Origin of the sequence: Murinocardiopsis flavida, from assembly GCF_003014485.1 — a bacterium.
Lineage (GTDB): Bacteria > Actinomycetota > Actinomycetes > Streptosporangiales > Streptosporangiaceae > Murinocardiopsis > Murinocardiopsis flavida.
This window is the reverse complement of record NZ_PYGA01000023.1, coordinates 1-17,855: the sequence shown is the minus strand read 5'-3', so window position 1 is coordinate 17,855 and position 17,855 is coordinate 1. Positions and strand designations below refer to the sequence as shown.

Below are 17,855 nucleotides of genomic sequence, written 5' to 3'. Positions count from 1 at the left end.
CGATGGCCATCCGCACGATCGACAGACGGACCCTGCTCCGGTGGGCGGGGACCGGGGTGCTCGCCGGGGCGGGGGCGTCGGCGCTCAGCGCCTGCGCGCCGCCCCGGCGCGTCGCCACCGAGCCGAAACCGCCGCCGCCCGCGGGCGAACGCGTCGAACTGGACTTCTGGACGTGGCTGCCCTGCAAGCCCAGCGTCGAGCTGTGGAACAGGCAGAACCCCGACATCCAGGTACGCCTGCGCGTGATCACCGCCGGTCCGGAGGGCGGCTACCAGAGCATGTTCTCCGCGCTGGAGGCGGGAACGGGGCCCGACCTGGCCCAGGTCGAGTACGAGCAGCTCCCGGCGTTCCTGCTGGAGCAGGGCCTGGAGAACCTCAGCCTCTACGACGTCGAGCAGTACAAGGACGACTTCATCGACTGGCAGTGGGAGATGTGCTCCTCCGGCGGCCAGGTCTACGCCATCCCCCAGGCGTCCGGGCCGATGGCCTTCTACTACCGTCACGACCTCTTCGACGAGTGGGGCATCGACGTCCCCACGACGTGGGACGAGTACCGCGACGCCGCGCGGGCGGTGCGCGAGGCGGCCCCCGGCGTCCGGATGGAGACGTTCTCGCCGATCGGCGCGCAGTGGATGATGGCGCTGGCGCACCAGGCGGGCGCGCACTGGGTGCGCACCGACGGCGACACCTGGGTGCTCGACATGGTCGACGCCACCACCCGCAAGGTCCTCGAGTTCTGGGCGGGGATGATCGAGGACGACCTCGTCGACCTCGCCCCGATCTCCACGGCCTCCTGGTTCAAGCAGTTGCAGACCGGGGACGCCCCCACGCTGCTCGGCGCGTCGTGGTACGACGCCATCATCAAGGGCAACGCCCCCGACACCGAGGGCTCCTGGCGGGTCGCCCGCATGCCGCAGTGGGAGGCCGGGGCCAAGACCTCGGCGAACTGGGGCGGCTCGGCAACGGCCGTCCTCCGCTCGTGCGAGTACCCGCGCGAGGCCGCGGCGTTCGCGCACTGGCTCAACACCGACCCGGAGTCCATCGACCTGCTGGTCAAGGCGGGCTACGGCTGGCCGGCCGCCGTCGGCGGGTTCGACGGCTCCCTGCTGGAGGAGCCCGACCCGTTCTTTGATGGGCAGGTCTACAACGAGGTGTTCGCCGAGGCCGACCGGAACATCGACACCAGCCAGCGGTTCCCGCCGACGACGCTCCAGATGTACAGCAACATCAACGACGCCGTTGCCGCGGCCGTCGCCGAGGGGACCAGCCTGGTGGGCGCCTACGAGCGCGCCGCCCGGCTCTCGGGCGACGACCTGCGCGCCAAGGGCCTCGACGTGCGGGAGGCATGATGGCGACCAAGCACCCGCCGCGCGGCGGACCCGCCGGCCGGCGCAACGGCGCCGCCATCGCCGTCCTCCTCGGCCCGTTCCTCGCCCTGTTCGCGCTGACGTTCGTCGGCCCGATCGGATACGCGATGTACCAGAGCGTGATCGGCGTCGAGCGGATGGGCGCGCTGGGCCTTGAGGGCAGCCGGACCGTGTTCGTCGGCCTGGACAACTACATCGAGGCGTTCAACCAGCTCGGCTTCATCGAAGGATTCGGGACGGTCGCGCTGTTCGCGCTCGTCCAGGTCCCGTTGATGCTCGCCCTGGCGACGCTGCTGGCGCTGCTGCTGGAGACGCTGTCCGACCGGTGGGCCGGGCTCTTCCGGGCCGGGTTCTTCCTGCCCTACGGGGTGCCGGGCGTCATCGCGTCGCTGCTGTGGGGCTTCCTCTACACGCCGGGGACCAGCCCGATCACCGAACTGCTCGGCCGGGCCGGGCTCCAGGTCGACTTCTTCGGCTACGACACCGTGCTGTGGTCCCTCGTCAACATCGCCGTCTGGCAGTTCGCCGGGTACAACGTGCTGGTGCTCGTGGCGCAGCTCAAGGCGATCCCGCGGGACCTCTACGAGGCGGCGGCCATCGACGGCGCGTCGCTGTGGACCATCGCGTGGCGCATCCAGATCCCGCTGATCCGCCCCGCGCTCGTCCTGACGGCGGTCTTCTCGATCATCGGCGCCATGCAGCTCTTCTCCGAGCCGCTGGTACTGCAACTGCTCGCACCCGCCATCACCGACGACTACACGCCCAACCTCAGCGCCTACAAGGAGGCGTTCACCAACAACAACCCGAACCTCGCCGCCGCGCAGGCCGTGATCCTCGCCGTGGTGGCGGGGGTCCTGTCCTTCGGCTTCCTGCGGCTCGTCGGATGGAGGAGGACCTGATGGCGGCCGATGTGCGGCCCGCTGCCGCCCCGCAGGAGAGCCCGGCGAACGGCACCGGACGGCGCGCCCTCGGCGCCCGGCGGCGCCCGAGCACGTCGCGGATCATCATCGTGGCCGCCCTCACTCTCGCGGCCCTGTACTTCCTCATCCCCGCCTACTGGCTGGCGGTCGCCGCCACCAAGAGCCTCGGCGGGCTGTACGGCAGCTTCGGGCTCTGGTTCAGCGAACCGCAGCTCTGGGCCAACCTGACCGCGCTGTTCACCCACGACGGCGGGGTCTTCCTGCGCTGGTCGGCCAACACCCTGCTGTACGCCGGTGTCGGCTCGGTGGTGGCGACCCTGCTGGCGGCGTCGACCGGGTACGTGCTCGCGAAGTTCGAGTTCCGCGGCCGCGACACCGTGTTCAACGTGGTGCTCGCCGGGGTGCTGCTGCCCGGCACGGCGCTCGCGCTCCCCAGCTTCATGCTGTTCACCGAGCTGGGGCTGTCGAACACCGTGTGGGCCATCCTGCTGCCGAGCATGGTCAGCCCGTTCGGCGTGTACCTGTGCCGCATCTACGCCGCGGCCGCGGTGCCCGACGCGCTGATCGAGGCGGCGCGGGTCGACGGGGCGGGCGAGATCCGGATCTTCGCGACGATCGCCCTGCGCATCATGACCCCGGCGCTGGTGACGGTGCTGCTGTTCCAGTTCGTGTCCATCTGGAACAACTTCTTCCTGCCCCTGGTGATGCTCTCCGACGACCGGCTGTACCCGATCACGCTGGGCCTCGTGACGCTGAACTCCATCAGCGAACGGGTCCCCGAAACGGTGGGCCTGGTGGTCACCGGCTCGTTCGTCGCGGTGGTCCCACTGGCCGTCATGATGATCGTGCTCCAACGCTTCTGGCGCACCGGCCTCACAGAAGGAGGCGTTAAGTCCTAGCCCTCACTAGCCCTCACTGCCGAGCGCGCCGAGCCGTAGGACGTCCGCCCGCGGCGGTGCGCCGCCCGATCACGGCGGCGCACCACGTCACCGGGACCGGTACGCAGCGTCGACCGCCGCGCGAACCTGTTCGCGGGCGGCGTCGCAGGAGCCGACCCCGATGAGCACGTAGTAGGCGAGTCCCTCGGCGAGTGCGGTCAAGCCGACCGCCGCGGTATCGGGTTCCAAGGACGCGGGGGCGCGCCCTGCGTCCTGGTCGCGGCGCAGGAGATCGGCGAGCCGCCGGTGCAGGCGCGCGTACTCCGTCCGCAGGCGCGCAGCGATGGCCTCGTCGGAGAGTGCGAAGGCGGCGAACGCCTGGCGGACGCGCATGTGGGCGCGTGTGGCGGGGTCGTGGGGGATGAGTTCGGTGAGGACGGCGCTGAGCACGTCGCGCGGGGCGGCCGATCCGGGGTCGCTCCCGACCAGGGCACTGATGCGTGCGCTGCTCAGCGCGTTGCCGCGGTCGAAGGCCGCCGCGATGAGCCCGTCCTTTGCCGGGAAGTAGTGCTGGACGCGGCCGGGTGAGACGCCGGCGCGCGCGGCGACGGCGCTCAGGGACACGGACGCGAGGCCGTGCTCGGCGACGATCTCCAGCACGGCGTCGGCGATCTCCCGGCGCCGCACGTCGTGCCGGATGCCGGGCCCGCGTGTGCGCCCGCCCATGTCGCGTCCTCCCCGGATTCCGCCGCTTGGCCGCTGTGGCCGGGTTCGATGCGTTGAATCTAGCAGATCAATGTGATCATATTGATTTGGTAGGGCTGCCCGGGTGCCGACGGGGTGGTCCGGCACCAGACGCCGTAGGAGAGAGGTGGGCCGCACCATGACGGAGCGCAAGCCGCCCGGGGTCGAGTTCGAGACCTGGGTCGACAAGCAGATCCGGGAGGCGACCGAACGCGGGGAGTTCGACGGTCTGTCGGGAGCCGGGAAGCCGATCCCCGATATCGACCGTCCCCGCGACGACATGTGGTGGGTGAAGAAGAAGCTCCGCGAAGAGAACGTGTCGCTGCTGCCGCCGACGCTCGCCCTGCGCAAGGAGGCCGAGGAGGCGCACGCCGAGGCGATGGGCGCGCGGACCGAGGCGGCGGTGCGCCGGATCGTCACCGAGATCAACGCGAAGATCACCGCCATGAACGCACGGCCGCCGGCCGGCCCGCCGCTCAACCGCATGCCCTTCGACCCCGAACGCGTCGTCACCCAATGGCGCGAGCACAGGGAGGGCACGGAGGGCGAGTAGTACCTCGTCATGCCCGTTCGTCACGTCCGCTGGGCGGCCTTGTCGCCGGGCCGCGTGCGGGTGTGCGGTGGGGACAAGCAGCACCAACGGCGGCGGGTGGGCTTCCGGCGTTGTCAGCGGCCTCCGTGAAGTAATTTCCACTCCTAGGCGCCCGAAGTGGAAATTGCTTCACGGAGGCCGGCCGCTGGGATGGACACGGCGCTCTGCAACGCTGGCACGCTGCGGGTGACCGCCGACCGGACCCCACCGCCGCCTTTGCTGCTCTTCACCGCAGACCACCCGCATGCGGCTCGGCGGCAAGGCCGCCCCGCAGGCGGTCCGTCCCCACGAAAGCCGAATCCCCACCCGGCGCATGCGGCGTGGGCGTGGGCGTGGTCGGATTCCGGGGATCTCTTTGCGGAGTGTTCACCATCGTGCGTTTTTGAAATGCGTCTTTGCAGATAAATGACCGGGTACGGGTGGATGATTTCCGATCCGCGGCGAGACGCTGGCCACCGACAGGCGCGATACCGCTTGCCGGAATTCGCGGCGCGATCCCGGGGTCGACGACGGCCCCGCGCGATGAAGGGAAACCACATGGACACCGGCGACCGGTCCAGGGCCGCCTCATCCAACGGATGGGCGATCTTCTCCGCAACAATGATCCTGATGGTCGGCGCGATCAACCTCATTCAGGGGTTCGTCGCGATGTTCGTGCCGGACTACTACCTGAGCGCATCCGGCGACCTGCTCTTCTTCAACTTCCAGATTTGGGGCCTGGGCCTCGGTATCTGGGGGATCGTCCTGCTCGCGACCGGGTTCTCGCTCATGAGCGGCCGAATGTGGGCCCGCGTCCTCGGTGTGGTCCTCGCCGCGCTCAACGCGATCGCCCAGTTGGGGTTCCTGCCGGCGTTCCCGCTGTGGACGATGGTCGTGATCGCCATAGACGTGCTGGTGATCTACGGCCTGACCGCCGGATGGCCGTCGGTGGATGAACGTGCTTCTTACCGGTCCGGCCACGCCGACGCCACGGGTCACGTCGACACCCGGTCCGACGCCACCGGCCACGCCGACGTCCGTTCTGACAGCGCCGGCTCTGACGCCACCCGCTCCGAGCCCGCGTACTCCGACGCCACCCGCTCGGACGCCGCCCGCTCTGAGTCCGCCTACTCCGACGCCGCCGTTCGCGGCGAGCCCGAGTCCCGGGGCACCCATGCGTCGCGCGGCTCGTCGCCCGCGTCGGCCGCCGAACCCGAGCCGCACGGCGTCCCCGAGCGCCCGACCAGGGGAGCCCACGAGGCGACTCCCTAGGCACCGCTCCCGGCGCGCCCTCGTCGGGGCCTGGCGTCGTTGGGGCCCGACGCCCTGTTGGGGCCCGGGGCACGGCGCCATTCCGCTCATCCCGCGCCCGTCTCCAGGGGCCCGGGGTGGGCGATGGCCGTTCCCATGCGTGCCGGGCCGAAGTGTGTGCCGACTTGTAACGTATTGCGCTTGAACGGTGCCTGTGTGTGATATTGGGTAGCGGGGTCGGCACCGGAACGGACGCGGGTTCGGTGCCGCGCCATGCGGCGCCGGTCCGAACGTCAGTGCCATCGTGCCGCGCGGTGGCCGATTGGAGAACCTGCATGACCAGTACCCGGACCACCACCAGCACGCGCGCTTCCAACCAGGACAAGCGCACTCATCACCGCCTCAGACACGAGGTCCGCGACCCCAGGGTGCGGCCGCGCCCGGTGCCGCCGACCCGGTCGCGGGGCGGCGCGCCGAACGTCCTCGTGATCCTGCTGGACGGCGCCGGATTCGGGGCGGCGACCGCGTTCGGCGGACCCGTGCGCACCCCGACCGCCGAGCGCCTCGCCGCGTCCGGCCTCCGCTACACCCGCTTCCACACCGCGGCGATGGGCCCGCCCACCCGCGCGGCCCTGCTCACCGGGCGCAACCAGCACTCCGCCGGAATCTCCGCGGCCCCGCTCGCCGAGATCCTGCGCCGCAACGGCTACAGCACCGCGCAGTTCGGCTCCTGCCATGAGGCGGCGGCCTGGGCGCCGGGCGCCGCCGTCCCGTACCAGCCGGAGTCCGGCGTGTTCGCGCGGTGCTGCGGGGCCATGGACGCCGAAACGGACCGCCGGCGGCCGCTCCGTGCCGAGGGGGCCGCCTCCTCGGGCGGCCACCTGGTGTCCGAGCTCGCCGACACGGCGATCGAGTACCTCCGGACCCGGCGGCACCGCGCGCCGGACACCCCGTTCTTCGCCTGCTTCGCGCCGGGCGCCGCTCACGCGCAGCACGTTCCCGAGGACGTGGTCGGCCGCTACCGGGGCCGGTTCGACGGCGGCTGGGACGCGCTCCGCGCGGACACCTTCGCGCGGCAGCGGGAACTCGGGGTCATCGACCCCGGTTCGGTGCTGACGCCGCGCCCGGACGCGCTGCCAGCGTGGGACGACGTCGCCGAGGAGTGGAAGCCCGCTCTGCGCCGCCGGATGGAGGTCGCCGCCGCGAGCCTGGAGTACGCCGACCGCCAGGCCGGCCGGGTGGTAGACGCGCTGGAGGAGACCGGCCTCCTGGCGGACACCCTCGTCGTGTACATGGTGGGGGCGCCGTCGGACACCGGGCCGGACGGCGTGCCCCTGCCCGCCGCGGCCGCCCGCAACGGCGAGCCGGCCGCACCGCATCCCCCGCCGGACGGGCCCGACGCCGCCGCGGACCACGCGGCGGGCTGGGCCCATGCGCTGTGCACCCCGTACCGGTGGACCCGCGAAGGGGCCTCCCACTACGGGGGCACCCGCAACGCGACCATCGTGCACTGGCCGAAGGGGATCGAGGAGCGCGGCGGGCTGCGGCACCAGTGGCACCACGTCATCGACATCGCCCCGACGGTCCTCGAACTGGCCGGGATCACCCCGCCGGAGACCGTCGACAGTGTGCCGCAGGCGCCCATGCACGGGACGTCGTTGGCGTACTCGTTCAACGCGCCCGACGCGGCCGAACGGCACCACACCCAGTACTTCGAGCTGATGGGCGACCGCGCCATCTACGACCAGGGCTGGACGGCGGTCACCAAGCACCCGACTCCGTGGGACGCGCTCGCAACGGGCGGCGGCTTCAGCGAGGACGCCTGGGAGCTCTACGACACCCGCACCGACTGGACGCAGGCCCGCGACCTCAGCAAGGAGCATCCCGAGAAGCTCGCCGAGTTGCAGTTGAAGTTCATCATCGAGGCGTCGCGGTTCGACGTCTTCCCGCGGGACGAACCCCCGTGGGGCGAGGCCCGCCGGGCACGCCGCGCAGGCGCGGGGCGATCCGGGGCGGTCGCACCCGGGGACGTCCCCGCTCAGCGGGAACGCCACGGTGAAGCCCTGGCCGACGGCGGCAGGCCGAGACACCGGTAGGCGCGGGAGTCAAGGCACCGGTAGCCGCGCGGTCCGAAGGAGCGAAGCCCGAAGGCGCGGGGCCCGGGGGAACGGGGCCCGAAGGAGCGGCCCGGGGGAGCGGTGCTCGGAACGTAGCCCGCGGCAGCGCCGTCCGGACCGATACTCCGGCCGGACGAGAGCGCGGCGCCGTGCTCAGGTCGCGGCGCCGCTCCGCAGGGCCTCGATGCCGTCGCACAGCACGCCGAGGCCGACCGCGAAGTTCTCCCGCGCCTCGCGCTCCTGGTAGAGCATGCCGTCGTCGGGATGCTCCTCGGCGCCCTCGGCCTGGAGGCGGCAGAGCAGGGGAAAGCGCTCGGCGAAGTCGTGCGCGGTCTCCGTGAGCAGGGCCGAGCGGGAGTACCACCAGTCCTCCTCGGAGACGCCGGTCGCCTCGGCGGCGTGCCGCGACTCGGCGATGGACTGGGCGGCGCCGCGGACGAAGTGGGGCAGGGTGCCCACGATGCGTCGCAGTTTCACGGGGTGCAGTCCGGTCGAGACGACGATGCGGGTGAGGGTTTCGAGCTCGGTGTACTCGTTGGGCCCGAGGACGGGCCGGACTTGGGACACCTGGAGCATCCACGGGTGCCGCACGTAGAACGCGCAGACGTCCCCGGCCCAGGAGGTCAGCGCCGGGCGCCAGCCCTCGGCGAGGTCGTAGTGGGTGGGCAGCTCGGCCATGCAGTGGTCGTACATGAGATCGATAAGCTCACTCTTGCCAGGCACGTAGGTGTACAATGCCATGGCAGTCCGCCCGAGCCGTTCGCCCACTGTGCGCATCGAGAGCGCGGCCATTCCGTCGGCGTCGGCAACGGCGATTGCGGCGTCGAGGATCCCGTCGACGCTCAGCCCCGGTTTGGGCCCTGGTCCGGTCCGCTCCTCCGCACCGGCAGTACGCCACAGCAGCGCCATCGCGCGCGCGGCATCGCCCTGCCCTGCATAGACGACCAATTGCATCTCCTTATGCCATAAACTAATCTCATCACCTTATCTCTATACAGTCTAAAGTTTTCAGGGGAGACACGTATGGATGCCGCCGCCCACCGCATGAGATCCCCCGAGACGGGCCCGGCGACCACCGCGCAGCGGACCGCCGCCGACAGCCACGACCGGATCGAGATCCGCGGCGCCAGGGAGAACAACCTGGCCGACGTCTCGCTCGACATCCCGAAGCGCCGCCTCACCGTCTTCACGGGTGTCTCGGGCTCGGGGAAGTCCTCTCTCGTCTTCGGCACCATCGCAGCGGAGTCCCGCCGGCTGATCGACGAGACCTACACCGCGTTCCTCCAGTCGTTCATGCCCAGCCTCGGCCGCCCCGACATCGACGGCCTGCGCAACCTCAGCGCGGCGATCGTGGTGGACCAGGAGCGCATGGGCGCCAACTCCCGCTCGACGGTCGGCACCGCCACCGACGCGCACACCATGCTGCGCATCATCTTCAGCCGCATCGGCACCCCCTACGTCGGCACCTCGACCGCGTTCAGCTTCAACAGCGCCGAGGGCATGTGCACCGAATGCGAGGGGCTGGGCCGGGTCGGCGAGATCGACGTCGACCAGATCGTCGACGTCGACCGCTCGCTGAACGAGGGCGCGATCCTCGCGCCCGGGTTCCCGGCGGGCTCGTGGTACCTCCAGATCATCGCCGAGTCCGGGTTCGTCGACCCCGACATGAAGCTGCGCGACTACACCCCCGAGCAGTGGCACGACCTGCTGTACCGGCCGGCCGCCACGATCAAGATCGGCACGAGCAACATCTCCTACGAAGGGGTCGTGCTCCGGGTGCGGCGGAGCTACCTCGGCAAGGACCGTGAGTCGCTGCGGCCCAAGGACAGGGAGTTCGCCGACCGGGCCGTCGCGCTGGCGGAGTGCCGCGCCTGCGGCGGCAGCCGGCTCAACCCTGAGGCGCTGTCGGCGAAGATCCAGGGCCGCAACATCGCCGATTGCGGCGCAATGCAGATCAGCGACCTCGCCGAGTTCCTGCGCGGCGTCGAGGACGACACTGTGGGCCCGCTCCTCGACACCCTGCGCGAGACCCTCGACTCGCTGGTGGAGATCGGCCTCGGCTACCTCAGTCTCGACCGCGAGTCCGGCACGCTGTCCGGCGGCGAGGCGCAGCGGGTGAAGATGGTGCGCCACCTCGGGTCCAGCCTGACCGACGTCACCTACGTCTTCGACGAACCGACCGTGGGGCTGCACCCGCACGACATCCAGCGGATGAACGGCCTGCTGCTGCGGCTCCGCGACAAGGGCAACACCGTCCTCGTCGTGGAGCACAAGCCCGAGACCATCGAGATCGCCGACCACGTGGTCGACCTCGGGCCGGGGGCCGGGGCCGACGGCGGGCGGCTGTGCTACGAGGGCGACGTCGCCGGGCTCCGCGCGTCCGGCACCCTCACCGGGCGCCACCTCGACCACCGGGCCCGGCTGCGCGAGGAGGTGCGGACCCCCCGCGGGCACCTGTCCATCACCGGGGCGACCCTGCACAACCTCAAGGGCGTCGACGCCGACATCCCGCTCGGCGCGCTGACCGTGGTCACGGGGGTCGCGGGGTCCGGCAAGAGCTCGCTGATCCACGGCTCCCTCCCCGGCAGGGACGGTGTCGTGGTCGCCGACCAGTCGCCCATCCGCGGGTCGCGCCGCAGCAACCCCGCCACCTACACCGGGCTGCTCGGCCCCATCCGCACCGCCTTCGCGAATGAGAACGGGGTCAAGGCCGCACTGTTCAGCGCCAATTCCGAGGGCGCCTGCCCGAACTGCAACGGGATCGGCCTGATCTACACCGACCTCGCCATGATGGCGGGGGTCGCCTCGGTGTGCGAGCAGTGCGAGGGCAGGCGGTTCACCGCCAAGGTCCTCACGCACACGCTGCGCGGCAAGGACATCAGCGAGGTCCTCGCCATGTCGGTCGCCGAGGCGCGCGACTTCTTCCCGTCCGGCAAGGCGCGGGTCATCCTCGACCGCCTCTCCGATGTCGGCCTGGGCTACATCGGGCTGGGCCAGCCGCTCACCACGCTGTCCGGCGGCGAGCGGCAGCGGCTCAAGCTCGCCATCCAGATGGCGAAGCCGGCGGCGGTGTACGTGCTGGACGAGCCCACCACCGGCCTGCACCTCGCCGACGTCGACCGCCTGCTCGCCCTGCTCGACCGGCTCGTCGACGACGGCAACACCGTCATCGTCATCGAGCACCACCAGGCGGTCATGGCGCACGCCGACTGGATCATCGACCTCGGCCCCGGCGCCGGGCACGACGGCGGCCGCGTGGTGTTCACCGGCACCCCGACCGAGCTGGTCACCCGCGGCGACTCCCTCACGGCCCGGCACCTGCGCGACTACGTGGGAACGACCGCCTAGCCGAGCCTAGGCCCCGGTGTCACTCGGGGCGGCGGCGTGCACGGCGCGCGCCGCCCCGATGAGGCCGGAGTCGGTGCCCAGTTCGGCACGGCGGACGGGCGGCGCCCCGGGGCGCGATGCCGCGTTCCTTGTCATCCCAGGGGAACCGGCCGGAATTTCGTGCGGGTAGCGGCATAGATGAACGGCCCGGGCTCGTCAAGGCAGCGCAAGATGTTCTGCCATCGGCACATGATCAGTTCTAGTTGTGCGAAGGTGCCCACAGCCTCGACCCCGCTTAGTGCGACCATCCGGGCGCCGTGCTCGCGAACAGCGTTGACCTCGCGGGTGTGGTTCTGGATCATGCTGTCCCGGGTGACGATCAGCCATCCTCGCGAGGTCACTTCGGGGATCCACACGTCGTCGCTGGTTCGTGTCTCCTTGATCGGGCACGGCGGCCGACTGCGCTTGAACTTCACTCCGCCGGGATCACCGGGATACGTGATGTCGGAGCGGAGAGCAGCGAATACGTGTGCCAGCCCCAAGACGTCAGCGTCGAAGTAGAAGCGGACATCGGCGGGCTTTGTGCGGCTCACGCGGCGCGGCGGGAGTTCTCATAGGACAACGCCCAGCGCACATCAGTCATGTCCAACTGGTACACGCGCGCGATGTCCTCGACCTCCTCGCCGGACTCGGATTGCTCCCAGATGGCTTCGGTGCTGACACCCTGAACGGCAGGGCGTCCGAATCGGATCGTGGGGCTGATGAGTACCGACGACTGCGCGTGGGGGTCGGGACGCCACGCTGCGGCGATGTCATCGTCCCAGGTGATCCTGTCGAGGAACGACTCCGATGGCGGCGTCAGCAGCAACTGGTCGTTGGCGACGGCCACCAGGCAGAACTCCGGGTCGAGCCCAGCTTTGGTCTGCGCCTCGTATACCAGTTCCCGCCCTGAGATGTAGGGTCGCCGATCCGCCAGCGGATAGGGCACCCCGAACTTCTCCCGAAGCATGCCGACGAACTTGCGCAGCTCGATCATGGGCACCTTGTGCTTGCGCCGGTACTCCCGAAGGAAGCTGGCCTCGACGAACTCGGCCCAGGTCACGGTCCTCACATGACGCGGCGACTCACGGATGATCGGCGGGTAGCTCTTGCCTGCGCGCTCGTCGCCTTCAAGCCAGTAGTGCAGGGTGGATTGGGCAACGCCAAGTAGCCGGGCAGCTTCGGCCTCGGGGTACATCTCGCGTTCCAACACGCTGGTCACGTCGTTATTCTCCCACTACAACCCATGGACACGAAGGAACCACAGTGTGGTCGAGCCAGGATCACCGGGGTAGCTGTTTGCACTTGCTGGCCGGATCCGGCCGGAACGACGCTGAGATGCGGTCGTTCGTGAAGCGCTTGAAGCCGACACTCGCTGCGGAGAAACCGAAGTACATCGGACTACTCCCAATTGCCGCGGGGATGATCCCTTCCAGCTCGGCCCCCCACCATCATTGCTGCTTTCCTCTCAGGCCACCCGAATGCGGCACTGTGACTTGGCCGTCCCGCAGCCGAACCGCCCCCGGGGTCCGAGCGTGTACTGGAGGACGTGCAGGTCGGAGGATGACACGTAGACCTGGTCGCTGACGTACCCGGAGCCGCCGGGGTCGCCCCAGAGGTGGCGCGCCGCATCGGTGTGGCGGATGACGGTCGGGTGGTCGTAGGTCGGCCGCGGGGTGGGGCGGCGGATCGCGGAGGTCATGGGTGTGTCCTTGTCAGGGTTGCGGCGAACCGGTAGGCGTCGCTGCGGTACACGGTCTGGGTGAGTAGCACCGGGCTGCCGGTCTGCGCGTAGGTGAGGGCTTCGCCGATGAGCACGGGCGCGCCCGGTTCGAGGTCGAGCAGCTCCGCCGTCTCGGCCTGCGCGGCGGCGGCCCACACCATGAAGTCGCTGCGGACCACGCGGACACCGGAGTGCTCCTCCAGCGCGGCGTGGATCGACCGGTCGGTCATGTCGGCGGCGGCGAGCTGCGGGGCGACGCCGCGGGGGATCTTCGCGGTCTCGACGCAGACCGGGCGGTCGTCGAGCCCGCGCAGCCGCCGCAGCTCGATGAGCGGTGCCGCGGGGCCGAGGACCAGCCGGGCCGCCTCCTCGTAGCCCGCGGGCCGCTCGGTGCGGTCGAGGACGCGGGCGGTGGGCCGCAGCCCGCGGGCGCGCGCCATCTCGGTGAAGCTGATGAGTTCGCTGGCCGGTTCGCTCACCATCTGCGAGGAGCCGACGTACCAGCCGCGGTGCGGTGAGGGTTCGATGCGCTGTTCCTCGGCCAGCCGGGCGAGGACCTTGCGGAGGGTCCCCCTGCTGATGCCGAGGCGGCCGGACAGTTCGCGTTCGCCGGGCAGCCGGCTGCCGGCGGCGAAGACGCCCCGGTTGAGTTCGTCGCTGAGGACGCGGTGCGCCCGGGCCACGACGTCGAGCTGCCCCGGTGCGCCGGGCGCCCGGTCGGGGTCCGATGTGTCATCAGCCATGACGGCAGAGTACACCAGGTAGACCACTTGCTGTATGTTCGGACCACCTCATAGAAATTGGTACATCTGGTCTAAGGAGTATGGTCATGAGCGTCCCGACATCGGTGTTCGCGACACCCGCGGAACTGGGCGCCGCACTCGCCACCGAGATCGCCGACGGCATCGCCGCGGCGCAGCGCGAGGGGCGCCGCTACGTCCTCGGGTGCCCCGGCGGGCGCACCCCGCGATCCACCTACCAGGCGCTCGCCCGCACGGTCGTTGATCGCGGCCTGGGCCTTTCCCACGTGGTCATCGCGATGATGGACGACTACGCGGTACCGGCGGCCGACGGCGGCCTCGCACCGGCACCCGCCGACGCCCACTACAGCTGCGCCCGGTTCGCCCGGACGGAGATCGCCGCGCCCCTCAGCGCCGCGGCGGCCGACGGCGGCATCGGCCCCGACCGCGTCTGGCTGCCCGACCCCGCCGACCCGGCCCGTTACGACGACCGGCTCGCCGACGCCGGCGGCGTCGACCTGTTCATCCTGGCCTCGGGCGCCTCAGACGGCCACGTGGCGTTCAACCCGCCCGGCACCCCGTTCGAGGCGCGGAGCCGCACGGTCGAGCTGGCCGACACCACCCGGCAGGACAACCTCGTCACCTTCCCCGACTTCGGCGGCCTCGACGACGTCCCCCGGCACGGCGTGACGGTCGGGCCGCGCACCATCGCCGACCAGAGCCGCCGCGTCGTCATGGTGGTCCACGGCGACGACAAGCGCGCCGCGGCGGCCCGGATCTCCGCGGCGGACGGCTACGAACCCGAGTGGCCCGCGACGGTGATCGCCGCGTGCACCCGACCCGACCTGTACGTGGACGCCGCGGCCGACCGGTGAGCCGGACACCCCGCCGCGCGGAGCGCACACCGGGCCGCGGCCCGGCGATGAAAGGGCGAGACATGGACTCTGCCGTTACAGCGGACGCAGCGAACACAGCGGAGCACCCGCCCCGCGCGAAGGGCCACGTCTACCTGGTGATCGCCGTGGCCGCGATCGGCGGCCTCCTGTTCGGCTACGACACGGGGATCGCGGGCGGCGCGGCGGGCTTCGTCGCGGAGCAGTACCGGCTGTCCGGGTTCATGGAGGGCGTGGTCGTCAGCGCCGTCCTCGTGGGCGGCGCCGTCGGCGCGCTCCTCTGCGGGCCGATCGCCGACCGCCGCGGGCGGCGGCCGACGATCATCGCGTCCGGGCTGGTGTTCGCGCTCGGCGCGCTGATGTAGGCGCTCGCGCCCGACCTCGGCGTCCTGCTCGTGTCCCGCGTCGTGATCGGCGTGGGCGTGGGCGCGGTCTCCGTGCTGGTGCCCGTGTACATCGCCGAACTCGCGCCCCCCCGCGTCCGCGGCGCCCTGGTGTCGGCGTTCCAACTGCTCATCACGATCGGGATCCTCGTCGCCTACGGGGTGAACGCCGCTTTCGCCGACACCCAGGCGTGGCGCTGGTCGCTCGGCCTGGCCGCCGTCCCCGGTGTGCTGCTCGCGCTGGGGATCCTGGCGGTCCCGGAGTCCCCCCGCTGGCTCGTCACCGCAGGGCGCACCGACCAGGCGAGGGCGGTCCTCGGCCGGCTGCGCGGGGCGGGCGGTGTCGAGGCCGAACTCGCCGAGATCACCCGCGTCGGCAGGGAGAACGCCGACCAGGGCGCGTGGCGCGACGTGTTCGCGCCGCGGGTCCGGCGCAGGCTGGTCGTCGGCATGCTGATGGCGTTCTTCGCGCAGGTGTGCGGGATCAACGCGGTGATCTACTTCGCGCCGCAGATCCTCCAGAGCAGCGGGTTCGACACCGCGGCGGCGCTCCTCGCGACGGTCGGCCTCGGGGTGGTCAACGTGCTGCTGACCGTGGTCGGCATGCTGCTCGTCGACCGGGTCGGACGCAAGCCGATGCTGGCCATCGGCGTCATCGGGATGACCGTCAGTCTGGCGGTGCTCGCCACGACCTTCACCGTCGGAACGGGGTCGGGCTGGGTCGCCTTCGCATGCTTGGCCGTCTACATCGTGGCCTACGCCGTCAGCCCTGGCATGCTGTGCTTCGTCGTGATCTCCGAGATCTTCCCGCTGCGCCTCCGCGGGAAGGCCACCAGCCTGTCGCTGCTGGTCAACTTCGTGGCGAACCTGATCGTCGCCCTGGCGTTCCTGCCCATGCTCCTCGCACTCGGCACGGCGGCGACGTTCTGGGTGTTCGCCGTCGTATGCGCCGCGTTCCTGGCGTTCACGATCCTCCTGGTCCCCGAGACCAAGGGCCGCACCCTGGAAGAGGTCGAACGGGACCTCGGATAGTGGTGTAGCCGAGGCCTCGCTCCCAAGCAATCAACACTCCACAGCCCACGCGGCCCGGGAACCCAGGGGTGGCCTGAATCGAAGGTGCCCCGAATCCGGGAGCCCAAGGGCGATGAGTTTTGCCGTGGTGCCTCCTCTGTATCCATGACACATCGAATGTCGACGGGGCCGTCGACCGGCAAGGAGGACATGTGGGAAAGGTCGCCTGGGGGTTCACGTGCTCGATCGACGGTTTCATCGCCGGACCGGGTCACGACATGAGCTGGATGTCCGCCGGGGAACCGCTGGCCGAGGGCACCATCGAGCGAATGGCGGGAGATGTCGCAGTCATCATCTCGGGCCGGGCCGGCTACGACGCGGCGAAAGCGCAGCAGGACGAGCGGGACGAAACGACATCCGAGGCATACGGCGGCGCGTGGTCCGGGATCGAGTTCATCCTTACCCACCGGCCGGAGGAGATCGCCGACGACCCGACCATCATCGCGCTGAACTGCGACATCGTGGAGGCGATCCGTCGCGCTCAGGAAATCGCCGGCGACCGGGATGTGCAGATCATCAGCGCCGATATCGCCCGGCAGGCGATCGAGCACGACCTCATCGATGAACTACAGGTCTTCGTCGCCCCGGTGTTCCTCGGTGATGGCATCCGCATCTTCGACGTTCCTGGCGGGCAACGGGTCGACTGGGAGTTGGTGGAGATCTACGAGGACAGTCCGCGGAGCTTCGGGCGGACCTACCGCCCGAAGCGGCGTTAGCCGGTCGGCCCCGTGTTCTCTGCCGATCCTGGGCGCGGTGATGTGTTGCCGCCCCCTATACGCCCCGAGCAGTCGCGGCTACACAGCCCACACGACCCGGAAACCCGGGGGCAGATGAGTTTGGGCGTGGGTCCCCCTCTGTATCCACAACACGCCATCAACCGCGCTCAAGGAGAGTTCCATGACCGCCACCTACACCTGGGACGTCTTTTCCACCCTCGACGGCTACGGCTCCTACGGCCCCGACGGTGATTGGGGCGGCTACTGGGGGAAGCAGGGCCCTGAGTACCTTGCCGACCGCCTCGCCGTGATCGGCGAGGAGCAGCGGATGGTCCTCGGGGCCACCACCTTCCGGCAGTTCGTGGAGTTGCTGGGCCCGATCTCAGAGGCCGACATCGACCCGGTGAACTCCCGGATGCGAAGCATGCCGACAACGGTGGTGTCGAACACGCTCGAAGGACCCATCACATGGCCGGACCTCACCGTCGAGGCGGGCGACGCCGTCGACGTCGTCGCCCGGCTCAAGGAGGAGTCCAAGGTGCCGCTGCGCTCGCACGGCAGCCTGTCGTTGAACCGGGCGCTGATGGCCGCCGGGCTCGTGGACCGCGTCCAGTTGACGCTCTTTCCCGTGATCAGCGGCCAGACCGGCACCGACCCGATCTTCAAGGGCGCGGCAGACTTCGACCTTGAACTGATCGACAGCCGAACGTTCGACGGCCGCACCCAGGGACTCATCTACCGCCCCACCCTGCACCGCTAGCCCCCGCACCAGTCCCAACCACCAGCCCTGCATCGGAAGCCCGCAAAGGCTGACAGATACCTGTCGGTCGGGTGTGGATGTCTGCGGGCGTTGAGTACGGGTGTGCTGGCGGGGTCCGGTTGTGGTGGGGGCGTGGGTGTGGCCCGCCGGGGTGGGGGTCCCGGCGGGTCATTGCTGGTGTGGGGTGGGTCAGGGCCTGGGGGGTGGCGGCCCGGGGGGATCGGTGGGGGGGGGGGGGGTGCGGGTGCGGTGGAGGTCTTTGCGGGCCCGGCGGTGTTCCTTTTCCAGGTTGTGCGCCCGGCACAGCGGCTGGGCGTTGGAAAGGTCGGTGGTGCCGCCGTCCCACCAGGCCTGC

Annotated in this window: 16 protein-coding genes and 1 pseudogene; 11 read left to right on the top strand and 6 right to left on the bottom strand. The window is 70.5% G+C overall.

The genetic code is table 11. From position 1 onward, the window contains the following. Positions 1-2 precede the first annotated feature (2 nt). Genes CLV63_RS26160 through CLV63_RS26150 form a run of 3 tightly spaced genes read left to right on the top strand, consistent with a single transcriptional unit; the run spans position 3 to position 3,186 of the window. Positions 3-1,349 (top strand): ABC transporter substrate-binding protein, encoded by a 1,347-nt coding sequence (locus CLV63_RS26160; RefSeq protein ID WP_106585885.1) that lies wholly within the window; start codon positions 3-5, stop codon positions 1,347-1,349. After that, a complete protein-coding gene (locus CLV63_RS26155) occupies positions 1,346-2,266 on the top strand; it encodes a carbohydrate ABC transporter permease (RefSeq protein ID WP_106585884.1) in 921 nt (306 codons plus the stop codon). Before CLV63_RS26160 ends, CLV63_RS26155 begins: the two co-directional genes overlap by 4 nt. Further along, positions 2,266-3,186, top strand: coding sequence for a carbohydrate ABC transporter permease (locus tag CLV63_RS26150; RefSeq protein WP_106585883.1), 921 nt, complete (start codon positions 2,266-2,268; stop codon positions 3,184-3,186). The genes CLV63_RS26155 and CLV63_RS26150 overlap by 1 nt, the downstream gene beginning before the upstream one ends. Before the next feature lie 87 nt (positions 3,187-3,273). On the opposite strand, the gene CLV63_RS26145 is transcribed toward CLV63_RS26150, so the two are convergent. After that, positions 3,274-3,891 carry a TetR/AcrR family transcriptional regulator gene (locus CLV63_RS26145; protein ID WP_106585882.1) on the bottom strand — a complete coding sequence of 206 codons (618 nt, stop codon included), beginning with the start codon at positions 3,889-3,891 and terminating at the stop codon, positions 3,274-3,276. A 157-nt stretch (positions 3,892-4,048) separates the two neighbouring features. On the opposite strand from CLV63_RS26145, the gene CLV63_RS26140 reads away from it, so the two are divergent. The 3 genes from CLV63_RS26140 to CLV63_RS26130 all read left to right on the top strand — a co-directional run bounded on the left by CLV63_RS26140 (position 4,049) and on the right by CLV63_RS26130 (position 7,827). Further along, complete coding sequence (locus tag CLV63_RS26140; RefSeq protein ID WP_106585952.1) at positions 4,049-4,462, top strand: DnaJ family domain-containing protein; 414 nt, start codon at positions 4,049-4,051, stop codon at positions 4,460-4,462. 576 nt (positions 4,463-5,038) lie between these two features. Further along, positions 5,039-5,752: a DUF7144 family membrane protein gene (locus CLV63_RS26135; RefSeq protein WP_106585881.1), complete on the top strand. Its 714-nt coding sequence runs from the start codon at positions 5,039-5,041 to the stop codon at positions 5,750-5,752. Between the two features lie 314 nt (positions 5,753-6,066). Further along, positions 6,067-7,827 (top strand): arylsulfatase, encoded by a 1,761-nt coding sequence (locus CLV63_RS26130; protein ID WP_106585880.1) that lies wholly within the window; start codon positions 6,067-6,069, stop codon positions 7,825-7,827. A gap of 174 nt (positions 7,828-8,001) precedes the next feature. Here CLV63_RS26130 and CLV63_RS26125 read toward each other — a convergent pair whose 3' ends face one another. Continuing rightward, complete coding sequence (locus CLV63_RS26125; RefSeq protein WP_106585879.1) at positions 8,002-8,796, bottom strand: TetR/AcrR family transcriptional regulator; 795 nt, start codon at positions 8,794-8,796, stop codon at positions 8,002-8,004. A gap of 96 nt (positions 8,797-8,892) precedes the next feature. Here CLV63_RS26125 and CLV63_RS26120 point away from each other — a divergent pair, with 96 nt between their 5' ends. Then, entirely contained in the window at positions 8,893-11,196 is a 2,304-nt protein-coding gene (locus tag CLV63_RS26120) for an ATP-binding cassette domain-containing protein (RefSeq protein WP_106585951.1), read from the top strand. Between the two features lie 131 nt (positions 11,197-11,327). Here CLV63_RS26120 and CLV63_RS26115 read toward each other — a convergent pair whose 3' ends face one another. The 4 genes from CLV63_RS26115 to CLV63_RS26100 all read right to left on the bottom strand — a co-directional run bounded on the left by CLV63_RS26115 (position 11,328) and on the right by CLV63_RS26100 (position 13,680). Continuing rightward, positions 11,328-11,768: a PIN-like domain-containing protein gene (locus tag CLV63_RS26115; protein WP_106585878.1), complete on the bottom strand. Its 441-nt coding sequence runs from the start codon at positions 11,766-11,768 to the stop codon at positions 11,328-11,330. Beyond that, a complete protein-coding gene (locus CLV63_RS26110) occupies positions 11,765-12,436 on the bottom strand; it encodes a MerR family transcriptional regulator (RefSeq protein ID WP_106585877.1) in 672 nt (223 codons plus the stop codon). Before CLV63_RS26110 ends, CLV63_RS26115 begins: the two co-directional genes overlap by 4 nt. Before the next feature lie 246 nt (positions 12,437-12,682). Then, positions 12,683-12,916 (bottom strand): hypothetical protein, encoded by a 234-nt coding sequence (locus CLV63_RS26105; RefSeq protein ID WP_106585876.1) that lies wholly within the window; start codon positions 12,914-12,916, stop codon positions 12,683-12,685. After that, entirely contained in the window at positions 12,913-13,680 is a 768-nt protein-coding gene (locus CLV63_RS26100; protein ID WP_146165664.1) for a GntR family transcriptional regulator, read from the bottom strand. The genes CLV63_RS26105 and CLV63_RS26100 overlap by 4 nt, the downstream gene beginning before the upstream one ends. Positions 13,681-13,766: 86 nt before the next feature. Between CLV63_RS26100 and CLV63_RS26095 the strand changes: the two genes are divergently transcribed. The 4 genes and pseudogenes from CLV63_RS26095 to CLV63_RS26080 all read left to right on the top strand — a co-directional run bounded on the left by CLV63_RS26095 (position 13,767) and on the right by CLV63_RS26080 (position 17,500). Further along, positions 13,767-14,552 (top strand): 6-phosphogluconolactonase, encoded by a 786-nt coding sequence (locus CLV63_RS26095; protein ID WP_211301479.1) that lies wholly within the window; start codon positions 13,767-13,769, stop codon positions 14,550-14,552. A gap of 47 nt (positions 14,553-14,599) precedes the next feature. Beyond that, positions 14,600-15,985 (top strand): annotated as a pseudogene (locus tag CLV63_RS26090) (sugar porter family MFS transporter). 191 nt (positions 15,986-16,176) lie between these two features. Then, on the top strand, positions 16,177-16,740 hold the full coding sequence (locus CLV63_RS26085; protein ID WP_106585873.1) for a dihydrofolate reductase family protein: 564 nt from the start codon (positions 16,177-16,179) through the stop codon (positions 16,738-16,740). Between the two features lie 181 nt (positions 16,741-16,921). Continuing rightward, positions 16,922-17,500 (top strand): dihydrofolate reductase family protein, encoded by a 579-nt coding sequence (locus tag CLV63_RS26080; RefSeq protein ID WP_106585872.1) that lies wholly within the window; start codon positions 16,922-16,924, stop codon positions 17,498-17,500. Positions 17,501-17,855 lie beyond the last annotated feature (355 nt).